Below are 16,332 nucleotides of genomic sequence, written 5' to 3' on the forward strand. Positions count from 1 at the left end.
AAGCACGTGATCGTGCGCGGCAAGGACGTCTACTACCGGATCCAGCTGGGTCGAACTCCTCCCCGCCGTCGACGTCCGCGACGGCCAGGCCGTCCGCCTCGTCCACGGCGAGTCCGGCTCCGAGACCTCCTACGGCGACCCGCTGCAGGCGGCCCTCGCCTGGCAGCGGTCCGGCGCCGAGTGGCTGCATCTGGTCGACCTCGACGCGGCCTTCGGCACCGGCGACAACCGGGCGCAGATCGCCGAGGTCGCCCGCTCGATGGACATCAAGGTCGAGCTGTCCGGCGGGATCCGCGACGACGACTCGCTGGCCGCCGCCCTGGCCACCGGCTGCACCCGGGTCAACATCGGCACCGCGGCGCTGGAGGACCCCGAGTGGGTCGCGAAGATCATCGCCGAGTACGGCGACCGGATCGCGGTCGGCCTGGACGTCCGCGGCACCACACTGCGCGGCCGCGGCTGGACCCGCGACGGCGGCGACCTCTACGAGACCCTGGCCCGCCTGGACTCCGAGGGCTGCGCCCGGTACGTCGTCACCGACATCAACAAGGACGGCACCCTCCAGGGCCCCAACCTCGACCTGCTGCGGAACGTATGCGCCGCCACCGACCGCCCGGTGGTCGCCTCCGGCGGGGTCTCCTCGCTGGCCGACCTGCGCGCCATCGCCGAGCTGGTCCCGCTGGGCGTCGAGGGCTCCATCGTCGGCAAGGCGCTCTACGCGAAGGCGTTCACTCTCGAAGAGGCGCTGGAGGCAGTCGCCTCATGACCGGTGGCGTACGGCGCGTCACGTCCGGCGGCCCCCGGGCGACGGACCCCTGGGCGGAGGCCTTCGGCCGGGCCCGGGCGGTCGAGCTGCCCAACGGCCTGGTGCTGGTCTCCGGCTGTACCTCGGTCGTCGACGGCCAGGTCGTCGCCGCCGACCCGTACGAGCAGGCGATCACCGCCTTCCGTACCGCGCTGTCGGTACTGGAGGAGACCGGCCTCGGCCGTGACGACGTCGTCCGCACCCGTATGTACCTCACCCACGCCCGCGATGTGGACGAGGTCGGGCGGGCTCACAAGGAGCTGTTCGACGCCGTCCGTCCCGTCGCGTCCATGATCATCGTCTCCGGCTTCGTGGACCCTCGCCTGGTCGTCGAGGTGGAAGTGGAGGCGTACAGAGAGGCCCCCGCACCATGACACTGGCCGTACGAGTCATCCCCTGCCTGGACGTCGACAACGGCCGGGTCGTCAAGGGCGTCAACTTCCAGAACCTCCGCGACGCCGGCGACCCCGTCGAGATGGCCAGGATCTACGGCGAGGAGGGCGCCGACGAACTCACCTTCCTCGACATCACCGCCTCCTCCGGCAACCGCGAGACGACCTACGACGTCGTCCGCCGCACCGCCGAGCAGGTCTTCATCCCGCTCACCGTCGGCGGCGGCGTCCGCACCGCCGAGGACGTCGACAAGCTGCTGCGGGCCGGCGCCGACAAGGTGGGCGTCAACACCGCCGCCATCGCCCGCCCCGACATGATCCGCGAGATCGCCGAGCGCTTCGGCAGCCAGGTCCTGGTCCTCTCGGTCGACGCCCGCCGCACCGGCGCCGGCACCCCGTCCGGGTACGAGGTCACCACCCACGGCGGCCGCCGCGGCACCGGTATGGACGCCGTCGAATGGGCCCATCGCGCCGCCGAACTGGGCGCCGGAGAGATCCTGCTGAACTCCATGGACGCGGACGGCACCAGGGACGGCTACGACATCGCGATGATCGAGGCGGTCCGCAAGCACGTCACCATCCCGGTGATCGCCTCCGGCGGCGCCGGCGATCTGGCCGACTTCCCCCCGGCCGTCGCCGCCGGCGCCGACGCCGTCCTGGCCGCCTCCGTCTTCCACTTCGGCGACCTGCGGATCTCCCAGGTCAAGTCCGCCCTGCGGGAGGCCGGACACCCGGTGCGCTGAGGCGGTCCGCGGCGGGCCGGTCCGTGCCGTCAGCGGCGCTTCCGCGCCGCCCGCAGGAACTCCCGGTTCATCGCGGTGATACTGAACAGCGGGATGCCCTTGGGGCACGCGGTGGCGCACTCGCCGGCGAGGGTGCAGCCGCCGAAGCCCTCCTCGTCCATCTGCGCCACCATGTCCAGGACGCGGCTCTCGCGCTCGGGCGCGCCCTGCGGCAGCACGTTCAGGTGGTTGACCTTGGCGGAGGTGAAGAGCATCGCCGCGCCGTTCGGGCAGGCCGCCACGCACGCACCGCAGCCTATGCACTCGGCGTGTTCGAAGGCGAAGTCGGCGTCCGGCTTCGGAACGGGCGTGGCATGGGCCTCGGGCGCGGACCCGGTCGGGGCGGTGACGTAGCCGCCGGCCTGGATGATCCGGTCGAAGGCCGACCGGTCCACCACCAGGTCCTTGATCACCGGGAAGGCCGAGGCCCGCCACGGCTCGATGTCGATGGTGTCGCCGTCGGAGAACGACCGCATGTGGAGCTGGCAGGTGGTGGTCCGCTCCGGGCCGTGGGCGTCGCCGTTGATGACGAGCGAGCAGGCGCCGCAGATGCCCTCGCGGCAGTCGTGGTCGAAGGCAACCGGGTCGTCGCCCCGGACGATGAGTTCCTCGTTGAGGGTGTCGAGCATCTCCAGGAACGACATGTCCGGGGAGATCCCGTCCACCTCGTACGTGGACATGGCGCCTTCGGCGTCGGCGTTCTGCTGCCGCCAGACGCGCAGGGTGAGCTTCATCAGGCGTAGCTCCGTTGCGTGGGGTGGACGTACTCGAAGACCAGGTCTTCCTTGTGCAGCGTGGGGGCCTCGCCCGTCCCGCTGAACTCCCAGGCGGCCGCGTAGGAGAACTCCTCGTCCCGGCGGGCGGCCTCGCCGTCGGGCGTCTGCGACTCCTCCCGGAAGTGGCCGCCGCAGGACTCGGCGCGGTGCAGCGCGTCGAGGCACATCAGCTCGGCGAGCTCCAGGTAGTCGACGACGCGGTTCGCCTTCTCCAGGGACTGGTTGAACTCCTCGCCGGTCCCCGGCACCTTGATCCGCCGCCAGAACTCCTCGCGGATCTGCGGGATCCGGTCCAGGGCCTTGCGCAGGCCCGCGTCCGTACGCGCCATACCGCAGAACTCCCACATCAGCTCGCCGAGTTCACGGTGGAAGGAGTCCGGCGTGCGGTCGCCGTCGACCGAGAGGAGCCGGCTCAGGCGCTCCTCGGTCTCGGCGACCGCCTCCCGCACCGCGGGGTGTCCGGCGGTCACCTCGTCCTGGTGCGGATGGCGGGCGAGGTAGTCGTTGATCGTGGCGGGGAGTACGAAGTAGCCGTCGGCCAGCCCCTGCATGAGCGCGGAGGCGCCGAGCCGGTTGGCACCGTGGTCGGAGAAGTTGGCCTCGCCGACGGCGAAGAGGCCGGGGACGGTGGTCTGGAGGTCGTAGTCGACCCACAGGCCGCCCATCGTGTAGTGCACGGCGGGGTAGATCCGCATCGGGACCTCGTACGGGTCCTCGGCGGTGATCCGCGCGTACATGTCGAAGAGGTTGCCGTACTTCGCCTCGACCGCCTCGCGGCCCATGCGCTTGATGGCATCGGCGAAGTCGAGGTAGACGCCCTGCCCGCCGGGCCCGACGCCCCGCCCCTCGTCGCAGACGTTCTTCGCGGCGCGGGAGGCGATGTCACGCGGGACCAGGTTGCCGAAGGAGGGGTAGACGCGCTCCAGGTAGTAGTCGCGCTCGTCCTCGGGGATCTCGTTCGCCGGGCGGGTGTCGCCCTTCGCCTTCGGCACCCAGATCCGGCCGTCGTTGCGCAGCGACTCGCTCATCAGCGTCAGCTTGGACTGGTGGTCGCCGGTGCGCGGGATGCAGGTCGGATGGATCTGGGTGAAGCAGGGGTTGGCGAAGTAGGCGCCGCGCCGGTGCGCCCGCCACACGGCGGTGGCGTTGGAGTTCATGGCGTTCGTCGACAGGTAGAAGACGTTGCCGTAGCCGCCGCTGGCGAGCACCACGGCGTCCGCGAAGTACGTGTCGGTCTTCCCGGTGACCAGGTTGCGGGCGACGATGCCGCGTGCCCGCCCGTCGACGACGATCAGGTCGAGCATCTCCGTACGCGGGTGCATCTCGACGTTCCCGGCCGCGATCTGGCGGGACAGCGCCTGGTAGGCGCCGAGCAGCAGCTGCTGGCCGGTCTGGCCGCGGGCGTAGAACGTACGGGAGACCTGGACGCCGCCGAAGGAGCGGGTGTCGAGCAGCCCGCCGTACTCGCGGGCGAACGGGACACCCTGGGCGACGCACTGGTCGATGATCTCGACGGAGATCTGGGCGAGCCGGTGGACGTTGGACTCGCGGGCCCGGAAGTCGCCGCCCTTGACGGTGTCGTAGAAGAGCCGGTGGACGGAGTCGCCGTCGTTGCGGTAGTTCTTCGCGGCGTTGATACCGCCCTGGGCCGCGATCGAGTGAGCCCGGCGCGGCGAGTCCTGGTAGCAGAACTGGACCACGTGGTAGCCCTGTTCGGCCAGGGTGGCGCCGGCCGAACCGCCCGCGAGACCGGTGCCCACGACGATGACCGTGTGCTTGCGGCGGTTGGCGGGGTTCACCAGCTTCGCCTGGAAGCGGCGGGTGTCCCAGCGCTCGTGGACGGGACCGGACGGGGCCTTGGCGTCGGCGAGCGGCTCACCGGTCGGGTAGTTCACGTATGCAGCGGTCATATCAGCTCACCACTCCGGTCATGACGCCCACGGGCACCGCGATGAAACCCGCCGTGAGCAGCAGCGCGAGGGCGTTGGCGACGGTCTTGAGGACGCGGTCGCGGGTGCGGCCGCCCACGCCGAGGGTCTGCGCGGCGCTCCAGAAGCCGTGCCGGATGTGCAGGCCGACGGCGAGCATCGCGACGATATAGATGACGTTGCCGTACCAGGTGGAGAAGGTGTCCACGACGTTCTGGTACGGGTGGCCCTCCTGGAAGCCGCCGGAGTGCACGGTGCCGGTCGTCAGGTCCAGGACGTGCCAGACGATGAACAGGCCGAGGATGATCCCGCCCCAGCGCATGGTGCGGGTGGCGTAGGAGGCCCGCGGCTTCTTGTGCACGTACTTGTTCGGGCGCGCCCTGATGTCGCGGCGGCTGAGCTGGTACGCCGAGACCGCGTGCGCGACGACCGCGACGACCAGCACGACCCGGATCAGCCAGAGCGTCCACTCGTAGTGCATGAACGGCTCGCCGACCGTGCGCAGCCAGTGCCCGTACCGGTTGAACTCGTCCGCCCCGAAGTAGATCTTCAGGTTGCCGATCATGTGGGCGACCAGGTACAGCAGCATGATCACGCCGCTGACGGCCATCACTGTCTTCTTGCCGACGGAGCTGTCCCACAGTGTCCGGGGCATGGACGGCCGTCGGTCCGTCCGCGTTGCCAGAGCCATGGGTCCCGACGCTAGGGCCGGACGACCCCATCAGTCCAAGACATGGTGTGGCTCATCTCGATAGGCCGACGCTATCGATCTGCCGTACATTCCCCTTATGCAGCTCCAGCAGCTCCGCTACTTCACCGCCGTCGCCGACACCCGCCACTTCACCCGCGCCGCCGCGCGCGAGCACGTCGCCCAGCCCTCGCTCTCCCAGCAGATCCGTTCCCTGGAGCGGGAGTTGGGCGCCGAGCTCTTCCACCGCGCCCGCGGCCACATCACCCTCACCGACGCCGGCGAGACCCTGCTGCCGATCGCCCGGCGGATCCTGGCCGACGCCGAGACCGCCCGCCGCGAGGTCCAGGAGGTCGCCCAGCTGCGCCGCGGCCGGCTCCGCCTCGGCGCCCCGCCCAGCCTCTGCGCCAGCCTCGTCCCCGACGTCCTGCGGGCGTTCCACGCGGCCTACCCCGGCGTCGACCTGCTGATCACCGAGGACGGCTCGCAGGACCTGGTCCGCGCGCTCGCCGACGGGGCCCTGGACCTGGCCCTGATCATCACCCCGCTCCCGGTGCAGGCCCCCGCGCTGGCCACCGCCGAGCTGCTGCGCGAGGAGCTGGTCGTGGTCTCCGCACCGGACCGGCCCGCCCCGGTGGCCGGACGCCGCACCCGGATCCGCGTCGAGGACCTCCGCGGCCGCCCGCTCGCCATGTTCCGCCGCGGCTACGACCTGCGGGAGTTCACCACCGCGGCGTGCCGCGCGGCCGGCTTCGAGCCCACCTTCACCGTCGAGGGCGGCGAGATGGACGCGGTCCTCGGCTTCGTACGGGCCGGTCTGGGCATTGCCGTCGTCCCCAGCATGGTCGCCGAACGCTCCGGCCTGCGGGTCACCCGCTTCGCGACATCCGGTATGCACCGTGTGGTCTCCGTGGCCCACCGCGGCGACGTCTCCCCGCCGCGCGCCGCCCGCGAGCTGCAGCGGATCCTGATGGAGCGCCGGGACCCGGGATGTCCCGAAGGCTGCCCGGTGGGGCCGGCGACCGGGCCGGGCCGCCCGGTGGGGGAGGCCGTGGCGTCGGGGGAGGCGGTGTCCGGGGAGGCGGTGGCGTCCGGGCGTCCCGAGGGGGGAGGGCGTGGCGTCCGGGTGTCCCGTGGCGGGTGATCCCGGCCGGTCGTAGGGTGGGCCGTATGACGGCCCATGCGAAGCGTGAACGGCTCCTGCTCGCCGACCTGTTGGAGAGCGCCGGACCCGATGCCCCGACCCTGTGCGAGAACTGGACCGCGCGGGACCTGGCCGCACACGTGGTGGTGCGTGAGCGGCGGCCCGACGCGGCCGGCGGGCTCCTCGTCAAACCGCTGGCGGGACGGCTGGAACGGGTCCAGACAGAGTTCGCGGCCAAACCGTACGAGGAGCTGATCCAGCTCATCAGGACCGGCCCACCGCCGTTGTCGCCGTTCGCCCTGAAGCAGATCGACGAGGCCTCCAACACCGTCGAGTTCTACGTCCACGCCGAGGACGTGCGGCGGGCCCAGCCGGACTGGACCCCGCGCGAGCCGGACGCGGTCTTCGCGGACGCCCTGTGGACGAGGCTCGAACGGATGGCCCGCGTGCTGGGCCGGAGGTCGCCGGTGGGGCTGGTGCTGCGGCGGCCGGACGGGCAGACGGCGGTGGCGCACCGCGGGACGCCGGTGGTCACGGCCACCGGGGAGCCGGGCGAGCTGACCCTGTTCGCCTTCGGACGCCAGGAGGTGGCCCGGGTGGAGCTGGACGGCGACAAGGAAGCGGTCGCGCGGCTGATCGACGCGAAGCTGGGGCTTTGAGACACGGCCTAGCTCCGCAGCACCAGCACGGCGGCCATCGCGCCCACCGCCAGGGCCGCCACGAACACCGCCACCAGCACCCGCAGCGCCACCCGCGCCGCCCGGTCCGGGTCCGGCGGCGGTGGCGAGGGGGGCACCTCCCATGCCTTGTGGGCCATGGGGGAGGGCGGCTGCTGATCGTGCATGTCTGCAGCATGCCGCACGGCACAATGGACCCATGACCAGCAGCCGTACCACTCCCGCCGACTCCCTGTTGGATCCCGCCATCGCCGCCCGCCTCAAGCGCGGTGCCGACGGCCTGATCCCCGCCATCGCCCAGCAGTACGACACCGGCGAGGTGCTGATGATGGGATGGATGGACGACGAGGCACTGCACCGCACCCTGACCACCGGACGGTGCACGTACTGGAGCCGCAGCCGCCAGGAGTACTGGGTCAAGGGCGACACTTCCGGCCACATCCAGTACGTGAAGTCGGTCGCGCTGGACTGCGACGCGGACACCGTGCTGGTCAAGGTCGACCAGGTCGGCGCCGCCTGCCACACCGGCGACCGCACCTGCTTCGACGCGGACGTACTGCCCACCGGACAGGGCCGCGCCCAGTAGGCTCCGCTGCCATGACCACGGGAACCACCGGCACCGCGCATCCGGACCTCGACACCTTCCGCACCCTCGCCAAGGACCGGCGGGTCATCCCCGTCACCCGGCGGCTGCTCGCGGACGGCGACACGCCGGTCGGCCTCTACCGCAAGCTCGCCGCTGAGCGCCCGGGCACCTTCCTGCTGGAGTCCGCCGAGAACGGCCGGTCGTGGTCGCGGTACTCGTTCATCGGCGTCCGCAGCGCCGGCACCCTCACCACCCGCGACGGCCAGGCGCACTGGCTCGGCACCCCGCCGGTCGGCGTCCCCACCGGCGGCGACCCGCTCGCCGCGCTCCGCGCCACCGTCGAGGCGCTGCACACCCCGCGGGACCTCGTCGAGGGCGCCGGACTGCCGCCCTTCACCGGCGGCATGGTTGGCTACCTCGGCTACGACATCGTGCGCCGCCTGGAGAAGATCGGCGAGCGGACCGCCGACGACCTCCGGCTGCCCGAACTGACCATGCTGCTCAGCTCCGACCTCGCCGTCCTCGACCACTGGAGCGGCACGGTCCTGCTGATCGCCAACGCGATCAACCACAACGACCTCGACACCGGCGTCGACGAGGCGTACGCGGACGCGGTCGCCCGCCTCGACACCATGGCCGACGACCTCGCCCGGCCCGCGCCCGCCAGTGCCGCCGCGCTCCCGCCGTCCGAGATCCCCCCGTACACCGCCGAGTGGGGCGGCAAGTCCTACCAGGACGCCGTCGAGGACATCAAGGAGCGCATCCGGGCCGGCGAGGCCTTCCAGGTGGTGCCCTCGCAGCGCTTCGAAACCCCGTGCACGGCAAGCGCGTTGGACGTCTACCGGGTGCTGCGGGCCACCAACCCCAGCCCGTACATGTACCTCTTCCGCTTCGAGGGCGACGGGGGCGCCGACTCCCCGCCGTTCGACGTGGTCGGCTCCAGCCCCGAGGCGCTGGTGAAGGTCGAGGACGGCCGGGCCATGGTGCACCCCATCGCCGGCACCCGCCCGCGCGGCGCCACGGTCCAGCAGGACCAGGCCCTGGCGGACGAGCTGATGGCCGACCCCAAGGAGCGCGCCGAGCACCTGATGCTGGTCGACCTGGGCCGCAACGACCTGGGCCGGGTCTGCGAGCCGGGCAGCGTCGAGGTCGTCGACTTCATGTCTGTCGAGCGCTACAGCCATGTCATGCACATCGTCTCGACGGTCACCGGCAAGGTCGCCGAGGGCCGTACCGCCTTCGACGTGCTCACCGCCTGCTTCCCGGCCGGCACCCTCTCCGGCGCGCCCAAGCCGCGCGCCATGCAGATCATCGAGGAGCTGGAACCGACCCGGCGCGGGCTGTACGGCGGCTGTGTGGGCTACCTCGACTTCGCCGGGGACTCCGACACCGCCATCGCGATCCGTACGGCTCTGCTGCGCGACGGCACCGCCTACGTCCAGGCGGGCGCCGGCGTGGTCGCCGACTCCGACCCGGTCGCCGAGGACACCGAGTGCCGGGACAAGGCGGCGGCCGTGCTCCGCGCCGTGCACACCGCCAACCACCTGGGTGGTTAGCCGCCCGCGCACCGGTCCCCGCGCACCGGTGCCCGCGCACCGGTCCCCCCGGACCAGTTCCCCCGGGCCGGTGCGCGATAGTGGTACGCGTGACTGCCGCACCCCGGACCCGTACCGACACCGCGACCGCGACCGCGGACACCACCGCCACCGCGGCCGCGGCCGCGACCGCTGAGCCCGCCGAGCCCGGCGCGCCCGCCCGTGGCGCCGGCCGCGGCGCGCGAAGGAGCCTCGCCGCCGCGCTGCTGGCCGGTGCGGCCGGGGCCGGCCTGGCGCTGCTGGCGTCCGGCCGCACCTGGGCCCGGGGCTCCGCGCTGCTGCCCCAGGGCGAGCTGCCGCGCAGCGTGACCGGTGCCGATGTCACCGGCGTCCCCGGCGCGCTGGCCGTCGTGGGCCTGGCCGCACTGGTCGCCGTCTTCGCGGTGCGCCGGACCGGCCGGGTCCTGGTCGCCGCCCTGCTCACGCTCAGCGGTGCGGGCGTTGTCGCCGCCGCGGTGCTGGGCTACGGCGACGCCTCGGCGCTGCGCGAGAAGGCCGCCACCGCCGTCGGACTGGCCGGCGCCGATGTGCAGAACATCACGCACACCGGCTGGCCGTGGGTGGCCGCGGTCGGCGGGGTGCTGCTGCTGGCCGCCGGGCTGCTGGCGCTGTTCCGCGGACGCCACTGGCCCGCCATGTCCGGCCGCTACGAGCGCACACCCGGCCGGGCCCGCGGCGCGCGGCGCGCCCCGGCCGCCACGGACCTGGACCGTCCGGAGGAGATCTGGAAGTCCCTGGACCGCGGCGAGGACCCCACTCGCTAGGCCGGGGATCCCACCCGGTGGGCCGGGGACCCCACCCGGCAGGGCCGGGGACTCCCGCCCGGCAGGCCGGGGACTCCCGGCCGGTAAGGACCCGGTAAGGGGGTGCCGCCCGGCATCGGTGACAATGGACGGCGAGGATCACCGCGGCCGGACCCCGGCGCGAGAGAGCAACGAGGAGCAGTCAATGTCGAGCAGTGGCCACGGACACACCCCCGCCGCCTGGACCGGCGTCATCATCTCGTTCATCGGCTTCTGCGTCGCCGGAGCCTTCATCGTGGCGGGGAGCGCCCCCGGCTTCTGGGCCGGCATGGTGCTGATCGGCCTCGGTGCCGTGGTGGGCGGCCTGATGCGCGCCGCGGGCCTGGGCCAGGAGCCCCGGCGCTCGGCGAACCCGGCCGCTCAGGCGAAGGCCCAGCCGCAGGAGGGCTGACGCCGCCCGGGGCGCCCAGCCCCGCCCGGATGGCGCCGCCGCCCGGCGCCATGACCGCCGCCTCCTCCGAAGGCGCCGCCGCCCCGTCCGCAGGCCCTGTCGTCAGACCCCCGGCACCCGCACGACGGCGGTGAGCGGCGCCTTCGCGCATGCTGCCGCGGACGGTAAATGTCCAGGTTGGGGGCGTCTCCCGCCCGAGCCGAGCGACGCCGGTTCGAGGGTGGGGGAGGGATCGCGGTCAACCGGATGCGAAACCTCCTCCCCATGGCGGATACCATCGGAGAGCCGGCTGGGACGCTCGTCCCGGGGGCACCGATCCGCCTTGAACCGCTCAAGAAGGAGGCCGCTCGCGTGAGTGTGCTCGACGAGATCATCGACGGGGTCCGCGCCGACCTCGCGGAGCGGCAGGCGCGCGTCACCCTCGACGAGCTCAAGGAGCGGGCCCGCAAGGCACGCCCCGCGACGGACGGTGTCGCGGCACTCAAGGGCGAGAGCGTCAGAGTGATCTGCGAGGTGAAGCGCTCCAGCCCGTCCAAGGGCGCGCTCGCCGCGATCGCCGACCCGGCCGCCCTGGCCGCCGACTACGAGGCGGGCGGCGCCGCGGTCATCTCCGTCCTCACCGAGGAGCGCAGGTTCGGCGGCTCGCTGGCCGACCTGGAGGCGGTCCGCGCCCGGGTCGACATCCCGGTGCTGCGCAAGGACTTCATCGTCACCGCCTACCAGCTGTGGGAGGCCCGGGCCTACGGCGCCGACCTCGCGCTGCTGATCGTCTCCGCGCTGGAGCAGGAGGCCCTGGTCTCCCTGATCGAGCGGGCCGAGTCGATCGGGCTGACGCCGCTGGTCGAGGTGCACGACGAGGAAGAGGTGGCCCGCGCGGTGGACGCCGGCGCCCGGATCATCGGCGTCAACGCCCGCGACCTCAAGACCCTGGAGGTCGACCGGGGCAACTTCGCCCGGGTCGCGCCCGAGATCCCGGACCACATCGTCAAGATCGCCGAGTCCGGAGTCCGCGGGCCGCACGACCTGATCGCCTACGCCAACGACGGCGCCGACGCGGTGCTGGTCGGCGAGTCGCTGGTCACCGGCAAGGACCCCAGGACCGCGGTCGCCGACCTGGTCGCCGCGGGCTCCCACCCGGCGATCCGGCACGGACGCGCCTGAGGCCCGGGACGAGGACGGACGAGAGTCACGACATGACCGCCGTACCGCGCCGCCCCGAGGCCAAGCAGTCGGCACTGCCCTCGTGGCACCGCGGCTGCCGGGCCCCCGCGCGGCGGGTGCGGGGACGGCGGGTCAGGTACCACATCGGCTCGGAACCGGGCCAGATCAACGGCATGCGATGGCGAGGCGCCCGGTAAGGGGCGCGGGACTGTTCCGGCATGCGACTCGGCCGCGTGGGCACCACCAGCCACACCGGCCCGCAGCCAAGCGGTAACCCTCTCGCCCCCACGGCGGTCAGTCACCACCCACTCACCGTGAGGTATCCGCATGCCCAGCACGTTCTTCATCCCTGACCCCGAGGGTCAGGTCCCGTCCGCCGCAGGCTACTTCGGCGCTTTCGGCGGCAAGTTCATCCCGGAGGCCCTGGTCGCCGCGGTCGAGGAGGTCGCCGCCGAGTACGAGAAGGCCAAGGCGGACCCCGCCTTCGCGGCCGAGCTCAACGACCTGATGGTCCACTACAGCGGGCGCCCCAGCGCGCTCACCGAGGTGCCGCGGTTCGCCGAACAGGCGGGCGGGGCCCGGGTGTTCCTCAAGCGCGAGGACCTCAACCACACCGGCTCGCACAAGATCAACAATGTGCTGGGCCAGGCCCTGCTCACCAAGCGGATGGGCAAGACCCGGGTCATCGCGGAGACCGGCGCCGGCCAGCACGGCGTCGCCACCGCCACCGCCTGCGCCCTCTTCGGCCTCGACTGCACCATCTACATGGGCGAGGTCGACACCAAGCGCCAGGCCCTCAACGTCGCCCGGATGCGGATGCTCGGCGCCGAGGTCATCGCCGTGAAGTCCGGCAGCCGCACCCTCAAGGACGCCATCAACGAGGCCTTCCGCGACTGGGTGGCCAACGTCGACCGCACCCACTACCTCTTCGGCACGGTCGCCGGACCGCACCCCTTCCCCGCCCTGGTCCGCGACTTCCACCGGGTCATCGGCGTCGAGGCCCGCCGGCAGCTCCTCGAGCGCACCGGACGCCTGCCGGACGCCGCCCTCGCCTGCGTCGGCGGCGGCTCCAACGCCATCGGCCTGTTCCACGCGTTCCTCGGCGACGAGTCCGTCCGCCTGATCGGCTGCGAGCCCGGCGGCCACGGCATCGCGACCGGCGAACACGCCGCCACCCTCACCGAGGGCACCCCCGGCATCCTGCACGGCTCGCGTTCGTACGTCCTCCAGGACGAGGACGGCCAGATCACCGAGCCGTACTCGATCTCGGCCGGCCTGGACTACCCCGGCATCGGCCCCGAGCACGCCTACCTCAAGGACACCGGCCGCGCCGAGTACCGCGCCGTCACCGACGACGAGGCCATGCAGGCCCTGCGCCTGCTCTCCCGCACCGAGGGCATCATCCCGGCCATCGAGAGCGCCCACGCGCTGGCCGGCGCCCTGGAGGTCGGCCGCGAGCTGGGCCCCGACGGCCTGCTGCTGGTCAACCTCTCCGGACGCGGCGACAAGGACATGGACACCGCCGCCCGCTACTTCGGGCTGTACGACGAGACGGGCGGCGCCGAAGTGAACGGCACCGTCCAGCCCACGGGCGAAGGGGAGAAGTGATGGCGGGCAACATCGAGCTGCTGAACGCCGTGCTGGCGCAGGCCCGCGCGGAGAACCGTGCCGCCCTGGTCGGCTACCTCCCGGCCGGCTTCCCGACCGTGGACGGCGGCGTACGGGCGATGACCGAGATGCTGGACGGCGGCTGCGACATCGTCGAGGTCGGACTGCCGCACAGCGACCCGGTCCTGGACGGCCCGGTCATCCAGACCGCCGATGACATCGCGCTGCGCGGCGGGGTGAAGATCGTCGATGTGATCCGTACGGTCCGCGAGGTGCACGCCGCCACCGGTGCGCCGGTGCTCTGCATGACGTACTGGAACCCGGTCGACCGCTACGGCGTCGAGCGGTTCGCCGCCGGCCTCGCCGAGGCGGGCGGCGCCGGCTGCATCCTGCCGGACCTCCCCGTCGAGGAGTCCGAGGTATGGCGCAAGGCCGCCGAACAGCACGGCCTGGCCACCGTCTTCGTGGTCGCGCCGAGCAGCCGTGACGAGCGCCTCGCCAAGATCACCGCGGCTGGCAGCGGCTTCGTCTACGCCGCCTCGCTGATGGGCGTCACCGGCACCCGCGCGTCCGTCGGCCGGGAGGCCCAGGACCTGGTGACGCGCACCCGCGCCACCACGGACCTGCCGGTCTGCGTCGGCCTGGGCGTCTCCAACGCCGAACAGGCCGCGGAGGTCGCCGCGTTCGCCGACGGGGTGATCGTCGGCTCGGCGTTCGTCAAGCGGCTGCTGGCGGCGGACGGCGATCCGGAGGCCGGGCTCGCCGGACTCCGGACCCTGGCGGGCGAGCTCGCCGAGGGCGTACGCAACCGCTCCTAGGGCTGTGCCGGGAGTCCCGTCGGCCGCCCGGGGCGCGGCGCGCGGGCGGCCGTCCACCGCGACGCGGTACGCCGTCCCCCGATAGGGCGAACATCGGTGCGGAGGGGTGCGCGGGCACCCCTCCGCTTCGTTGTCCAGGGGCGTGAGCCCGAAGAATCACGACAGGAGAAGCGCCCGCGAGCGGCTGCAGGCCCAGCGGGCGAAAGAACACGCGCGCTCCCGGCGCCGCCGTCAGGCGGTCGTCGCCGGGTCCGTGCTGGCGGTGCTGGGAGCGGCCGGCGGCCTCGCCGTCTGGGCCGCCACGGCCGGCAGCGGCGGGAGCAGCTCCGACAACGAAACCGCGCGCCCGAGACAGGCCACCGGCGGCGACCGGCCCGCCGTCCCGGTGGGCGCCCCCGACGCCCCCTCCACCCTCACGGTGTGGGAGGACTTCCGCTGCCCCGCCTGCCAGCAGTTCGAGGTCGGCTTCCGCCCGGTGATCCACGAGCTGGAGGACGCAGGCCACCTCAAGGCCGAGTACCACCTCGTCACCATCATCGACGGCAACACCGGAGGCCAGGGGTCCCTCAACGCCGCCAACGCCGCCCTCTGCGCCCAGGACGCCGGACGGTTCCGCGAGTACCACGACGTCCTCTACTCGAACCAGCCCAAGGACGAGCTGGACGACAAGTTCGCCGACAAGCAGCACCTCATCAAACTGGCCGGCAAGGTCAAGGGCCTGGTGACCCCCGCCTTCACCCAGTGCGTCAACGACGGCAGGTACAACGGCTTCGTCCGGAAGTCCTCCGAGGCCTTCTCCCGCTCCGGATACGGCGGCACCCCCACCGTCCTGCTCAACGGCAAGAACCTCGCCAAGGAGAAGAACGGCCACTTCACCCCCAAGGACCTGCGGAAGGCGGTCCTGGCCGCCAGTAAGGGCAAGCAGCCGGGGAAGGTCCCGACGACCGGCACGAGCACCGCCCCGAGCACCACCCCGGGCACCGCCCCGAGCACCGGAGCCTCCCACCGGACGGGCGGCTCACCCGAGGACTCCTGACCGTGGGGTCGTTACGCAGCCGTAGCCGGGCGGGTTGTCGCCGGACCCGCCCGGCGCGGTAGCGTCGACCCTGCCATGGACCTCGCATTCATTCCCAGCCCGTCGGTCGGCGTCGTACATCTCGGCCCGATCCCGCTGCGTGGCTACGCGTTCTGCATCATCATCGGCGTCTTCTTCGCCGTCTGGCTCGGCAACCGGCGCTGGATCCAGCGCGGCGGCCGCTCCGGCACGGTCGCGGACATCGCCGTGTGGGCCGTGCCCTTCGGGCTGGTCGGCGGTCGCCTCTACCACGTCATCACCACTCCCGAGCCGTACTTCGGCGCGAACGGCCACCCGCTCGACGCCTTCAAGGTGTGGGAAGGCGGCCTCGGCATCTGGGGCGCGGTCGCGCTCGGCGCGCTGGGCGCCTGGATCGCCTGCCGCCGCCGGGGCATCCCGATGCCCGCGTACGCGGACGCGGTGGCGCCCGGACTCGCGTTCGCCCAGGCGATCGGCCGCTGGGGCAACTGGTTCAACCAGGAGCTGTACGGCAAGCCGACCGATCTCCCCTGGGCGCTGGAGATCAGCGCCGACCCGGCCATCGGGCGCGTGGGCGGCACCTTCCACCCGACGTTCCTCTACGAGTCCCTGTGGTGCGTCGGCGTCGCGCTGCTGGTGATCTGGGCCGACAAGCGGTTCAAGCTCGGCCACGGACGGGCCTTCGCGCTGTACGTCGCCGCCTACTGCGCGGGCCGCGCCTGGATCGAGTACATGCGGATCGACACCGCGCACCACATCCTCGGCCTGCGGCTGAACGTCTGGACCGCGCTGATCGGTCTCGTCCTGGCCGTCGTCTACATGGTCGTCTCCGCCCGGCGGGCACCGGGCCGGGAAGAGATCGTGGAGCCCGGAGCGCTGGAGGAGCGCGCGGCCCAGGAGGCCGCCGCCGAGCAGGGCACGGGTACGGGCACGGAGGGCGCCGACGGCGGCAGGGCCACCGCACGGAAGCCGGCGGACCGGACACCGAGGACGCCGCGGAAGCCGGGGGAGAAGGCGCCGGGGGAGGCGTCGGAGAAGCCGGCCGGCAGCGGCAGCGACAAGAAGTCCTGAAGCGGGGGCGAAGCCCCGACCGCGGCGGGACACCGCCGCCGGACCACAGAGCG

The 16,332-nt window shown here is 72.7% G+C and carries 18 protein-coding genes and 1 pseudogene; 15 read left to right on the forward strand and 4 right to left on the reverse strand.

Going from position 1 to position 16,332, the window contains the following annotated elements; genetic code table 11:
- Positions 1-49: 49 nt before the first annotated feature.
- The 3 genes and pseudogenes from priA to hisF form a co-directional block, all read left to right on the forward strand.
- A pseudogene (gene priA / locus AZE13_RS17615) lies at positions 50-766 on the forward strand (bifunctional 1-(5-phosphoribosyl)-5-((5-phosphoribosylamino)methylideneamino)imidazole-4-carboxamide isomerase/phosphoribosylanthranilate isomerase PriA); the annotation flags it as partial.
- On the forward strand, positions 763-1,179 hold the full coding sequence (locus AZE13_RS17620; protein ID WP_066932319.1) for a Rid family hydrolase: 417 nt from the start codon (positions 763-765) through the stop codon (positions 1,177-1,179). The pseudogene priA and the gene AZE13_RS17620, both read left to right, overlap by 4 nt.
- Complete coding sequence (gene hisF, locus AZE13_RS17625; protein WP_066932321.1) at positions 1,176-1,940, forward strand: imidazole glycerol phosphate synthase subunit HisF; 765 nt, start codon at positions 1,176-1,178, stop codon at positions 1,938-1,940. Before AZE13_RS17620 ends, hisF begins: the two co-directional genes overlap by 4 nt.
- Before the next feature lie 29 nt (positions 1,941-1,969).
- Here hisF and AZE13_RS17630 read toward each other — a convergent pair whose 3' ends face one another.
- Genes AZE13_RS17630 through AZE13_RS17640 form a run of 3 tightly spaced genes read right to left on the reverse strand, consistent with a single transcriptional unit; the run spans position 1,970 to position 5,338 of the window.
- Positions 1,970-2,713 carry a succinate dehydrogenase/fumarate reductase iron-sulfur subunit gene (locus tag AZE13_RS17630; protein ID WP_066932323.1) on the reverse strand — a complete coding sequence of 248 codons (744 nt, stop codon included), beginning with the start codon at positions 2,711-2,713 and terminating at the stop codon, positions 1,970-1,972.
- Positions 2,713-4,665 (reverse strand): fumarate reductase/succinate dehydrogenase flavoprotein subunit, encoded by a 1,953-nt coding sequence (locus tag AZE13_RS17635; protein WP_066932325.1) that lies wholly within the window; start codon positions 4,663-4,665, stop codon positions 2,713-2,715. Before AZE13_RS17635 ends, AZE13_RS17630 begins: the two co-directional genes overlap by 1 nt.
- A gap of 1 nt (position 4,666) precedes the next feature.
- The gene (locus AZE13_RS17640) at positions 4,667-5,338 is read right to left on the reverse strand and encodes a succinate dehydrogenase (protein ID WP_066932327.1); all 672 of its coding nucleotides are present in this window, start codon (positions 5,336-5,338) and stop codon (positions 4,667-4,669) included.
- Positions 5,339-5,471: 133 nt separating this feature from the next.
- Between AZE13_RS17640 and AZE13_RS17645 the strand changes: the two genes are divergently transcribed.
- Together AZE13_RS17645 and AZE13_RS17650 are read left to right on the forward strand one after the other, a co-directional pair.
- The gene (locus AZE13_RS17645; RefSeq protein WP_258527852.1) at positions 5,472-6,515 is read left to right on the forward strand and encodes a LysR family transcriptional regulator; all 1,044 of its coding nucleotides are present in this window, start codon (positions 5,472-5,474) and stop codon (positions 6,513-6,515) included.
- 26 nt (positions 6,516-6,541) lie between these two features.
- Entirely contained in the window at positions 6,542-7,174 is a 633-nt protein-coding gene (locus AZE13_RS17650; RefSeq protein WP_066932329.1) for a TIGR03085 family metal-binding protein, read from the forward strand.
- Between the two features lie 8 nt (positions 7,175-7,182).
- On the opposite strand, the gene AZE13_RS36940 is transcribed toward AZE13_RS17650, so the two are convergent.
- The gene (locus AZE13_RS36940) at positions 7,183-7,359 is read right to left on the reverse strand and encodes a hypothetical protein (RefSeq protein WP_181690369.1); all 177 of its coding nucleotides are present in this window, start codon (positions 7,357-7,359) and stop codon (positions 7,183-7,185) included.
- 32 nt (positions 7,360-7,391) lie between these two features.
- Here AZE13_RS36940 and hisI point away from each other — a divergent pair, with 32 nt between their 5' ends.
- From hisI to lgt, 10 genes are all read left to right on the forward strand, one after another.
- Complete coding sequence (gene hisI, locus AZE13_RS17655) at positions 7,392-7,778, forward strand: phosphoribosyl-AMP cyclohydrolase (protein ID WP_066932331.1); 387 nt, start codon at positions 7,392-7,394, stop codon at positions 7,776-7,778.
- 11 nt (positions 7,779-7,789) lie between these two features.
- The gene (locus AZE13_RS17660; protein WP_066932333.1) at positions 7,790-9,334 is read left to right on the forward strand and encodes an anthranilate synthase component I; all 1,545 of its coding nucleotides are present in this window, start codon (positions 7,790-7,792) and stop codon (positions 9,332-9,334) included.
- 89 nt (positions 9,335-9,423) lie between these two features.
- On the forward strand, positions 9,424-10,137 hold the full coding sequence (locus tag AZE13_RS17665) for a TIGR02234 family membrane protein (protein ID WP_066932335.1): 714 nt from the start codon (positions 9,424-9,426) through the stop codon (positions 10,135-10,137).
- A 184-nt stretch (positions 10,138-10,321) separates the two neighbouring features.
- Positions 10,322-10,567 carry an HGxxPAAW family protein gene (locus tag AZE13_RS17670; protein WP_066932719.1) on the forward strand — a complete coding sequence of 82 codons (246 nt, stop codon included), beginning with the start codon at positions 10,322-10,324 and terminating at the stop codon, positions 10,565-10,567.
- A 351-nt stretch (positions 10,568-10,918) separates the two neighbouring features.
- Positions 10,919-11,728 (forward strand): indole-3-glycerol phosphate synthase TrpC, encoded by an 810-nt coding sequence (gene trpC / locus AZE13_RS17675; RefSeq protein ID WP_066932336.1) that lies wholly within the window; start codon positions 10,919-10,921, stop codon positions 11,726-11,728.
- 32 nt (positions 11,729-11,760) lie between these two features.
- Entirely contained in the window at positions 11,761-11,925 is a 165-nt protein-coding gene (trpM, locus tag AZE13_RS36945) for a tryptophan biosynthesis modulator TrpM (protein WP_181690370.1), read from the forward strand.
- Between the two features lie 130 nt (positions 11,926-12,055).
- Positions 12,056-13,336 (forward strand): tryptophan synthase subunit beta, encoded by a 1,281-nt coding sequence (gene trpB, locus AZE13_RS17680; RefSeq protein ID WP_066932338.1) that lies wholly within the window; start codon positions 12,056-12,058, stop codon positions 13,334-13,336.
- Positions 13,336-14,154 carry a tryptophan synthase subunit alpha gene (gene trpA / locus AZE13_RS17685; protein ID WP_066932339.1) on the forward strand — a complete coding sequence of 273 codons (819 nt, stop codon included), beginning with the start codon at positions 13,336-13,338 and terminating at the stop codon, positions 14,152-14,154. Before trpB ends, trpA begins: the two co-directional genes overlap by 1 nt.
- Positions 14,155-14,296: 142 nt before the next feature.
- Positions 14,297-15,190 carry a DsbA family protein gene (locus tag AZE13_RS17690; RefSeq protein WP_066932341.1) on the forward strand — a complete coding sequence of 298 codons (894 nt, stop codon included), beginning with the start codon at positions 14,297-14,299 and terminating at the stop codon, positions 15,188-15,190.
- Between the two features lie 75 nt (positions 15,191-15,265).
- Positions 15,266-16,279, forward strand: coding sequence for a prolipoprotein diacylglyceryl transferase (gene lgt, locus AZE13_RS17695; RefSeq protein WP_066932343.1), 1,014 nt, complete (start codon positions 15,266-15,268; stop codon positions 16,277-16,279).
- Positions 16,280-16,332 lie beyond the last annotated feature (53 nt).

Origin of the sequence: Streptomyces sp. NBRC 110611, from assembly GCF_001590865.1 — a bacterium.
GTDB lineage: Bacteria > Actinomycetota > Actinomycetes > Streptomycetales > Streptomycetaceae > Streptomyces.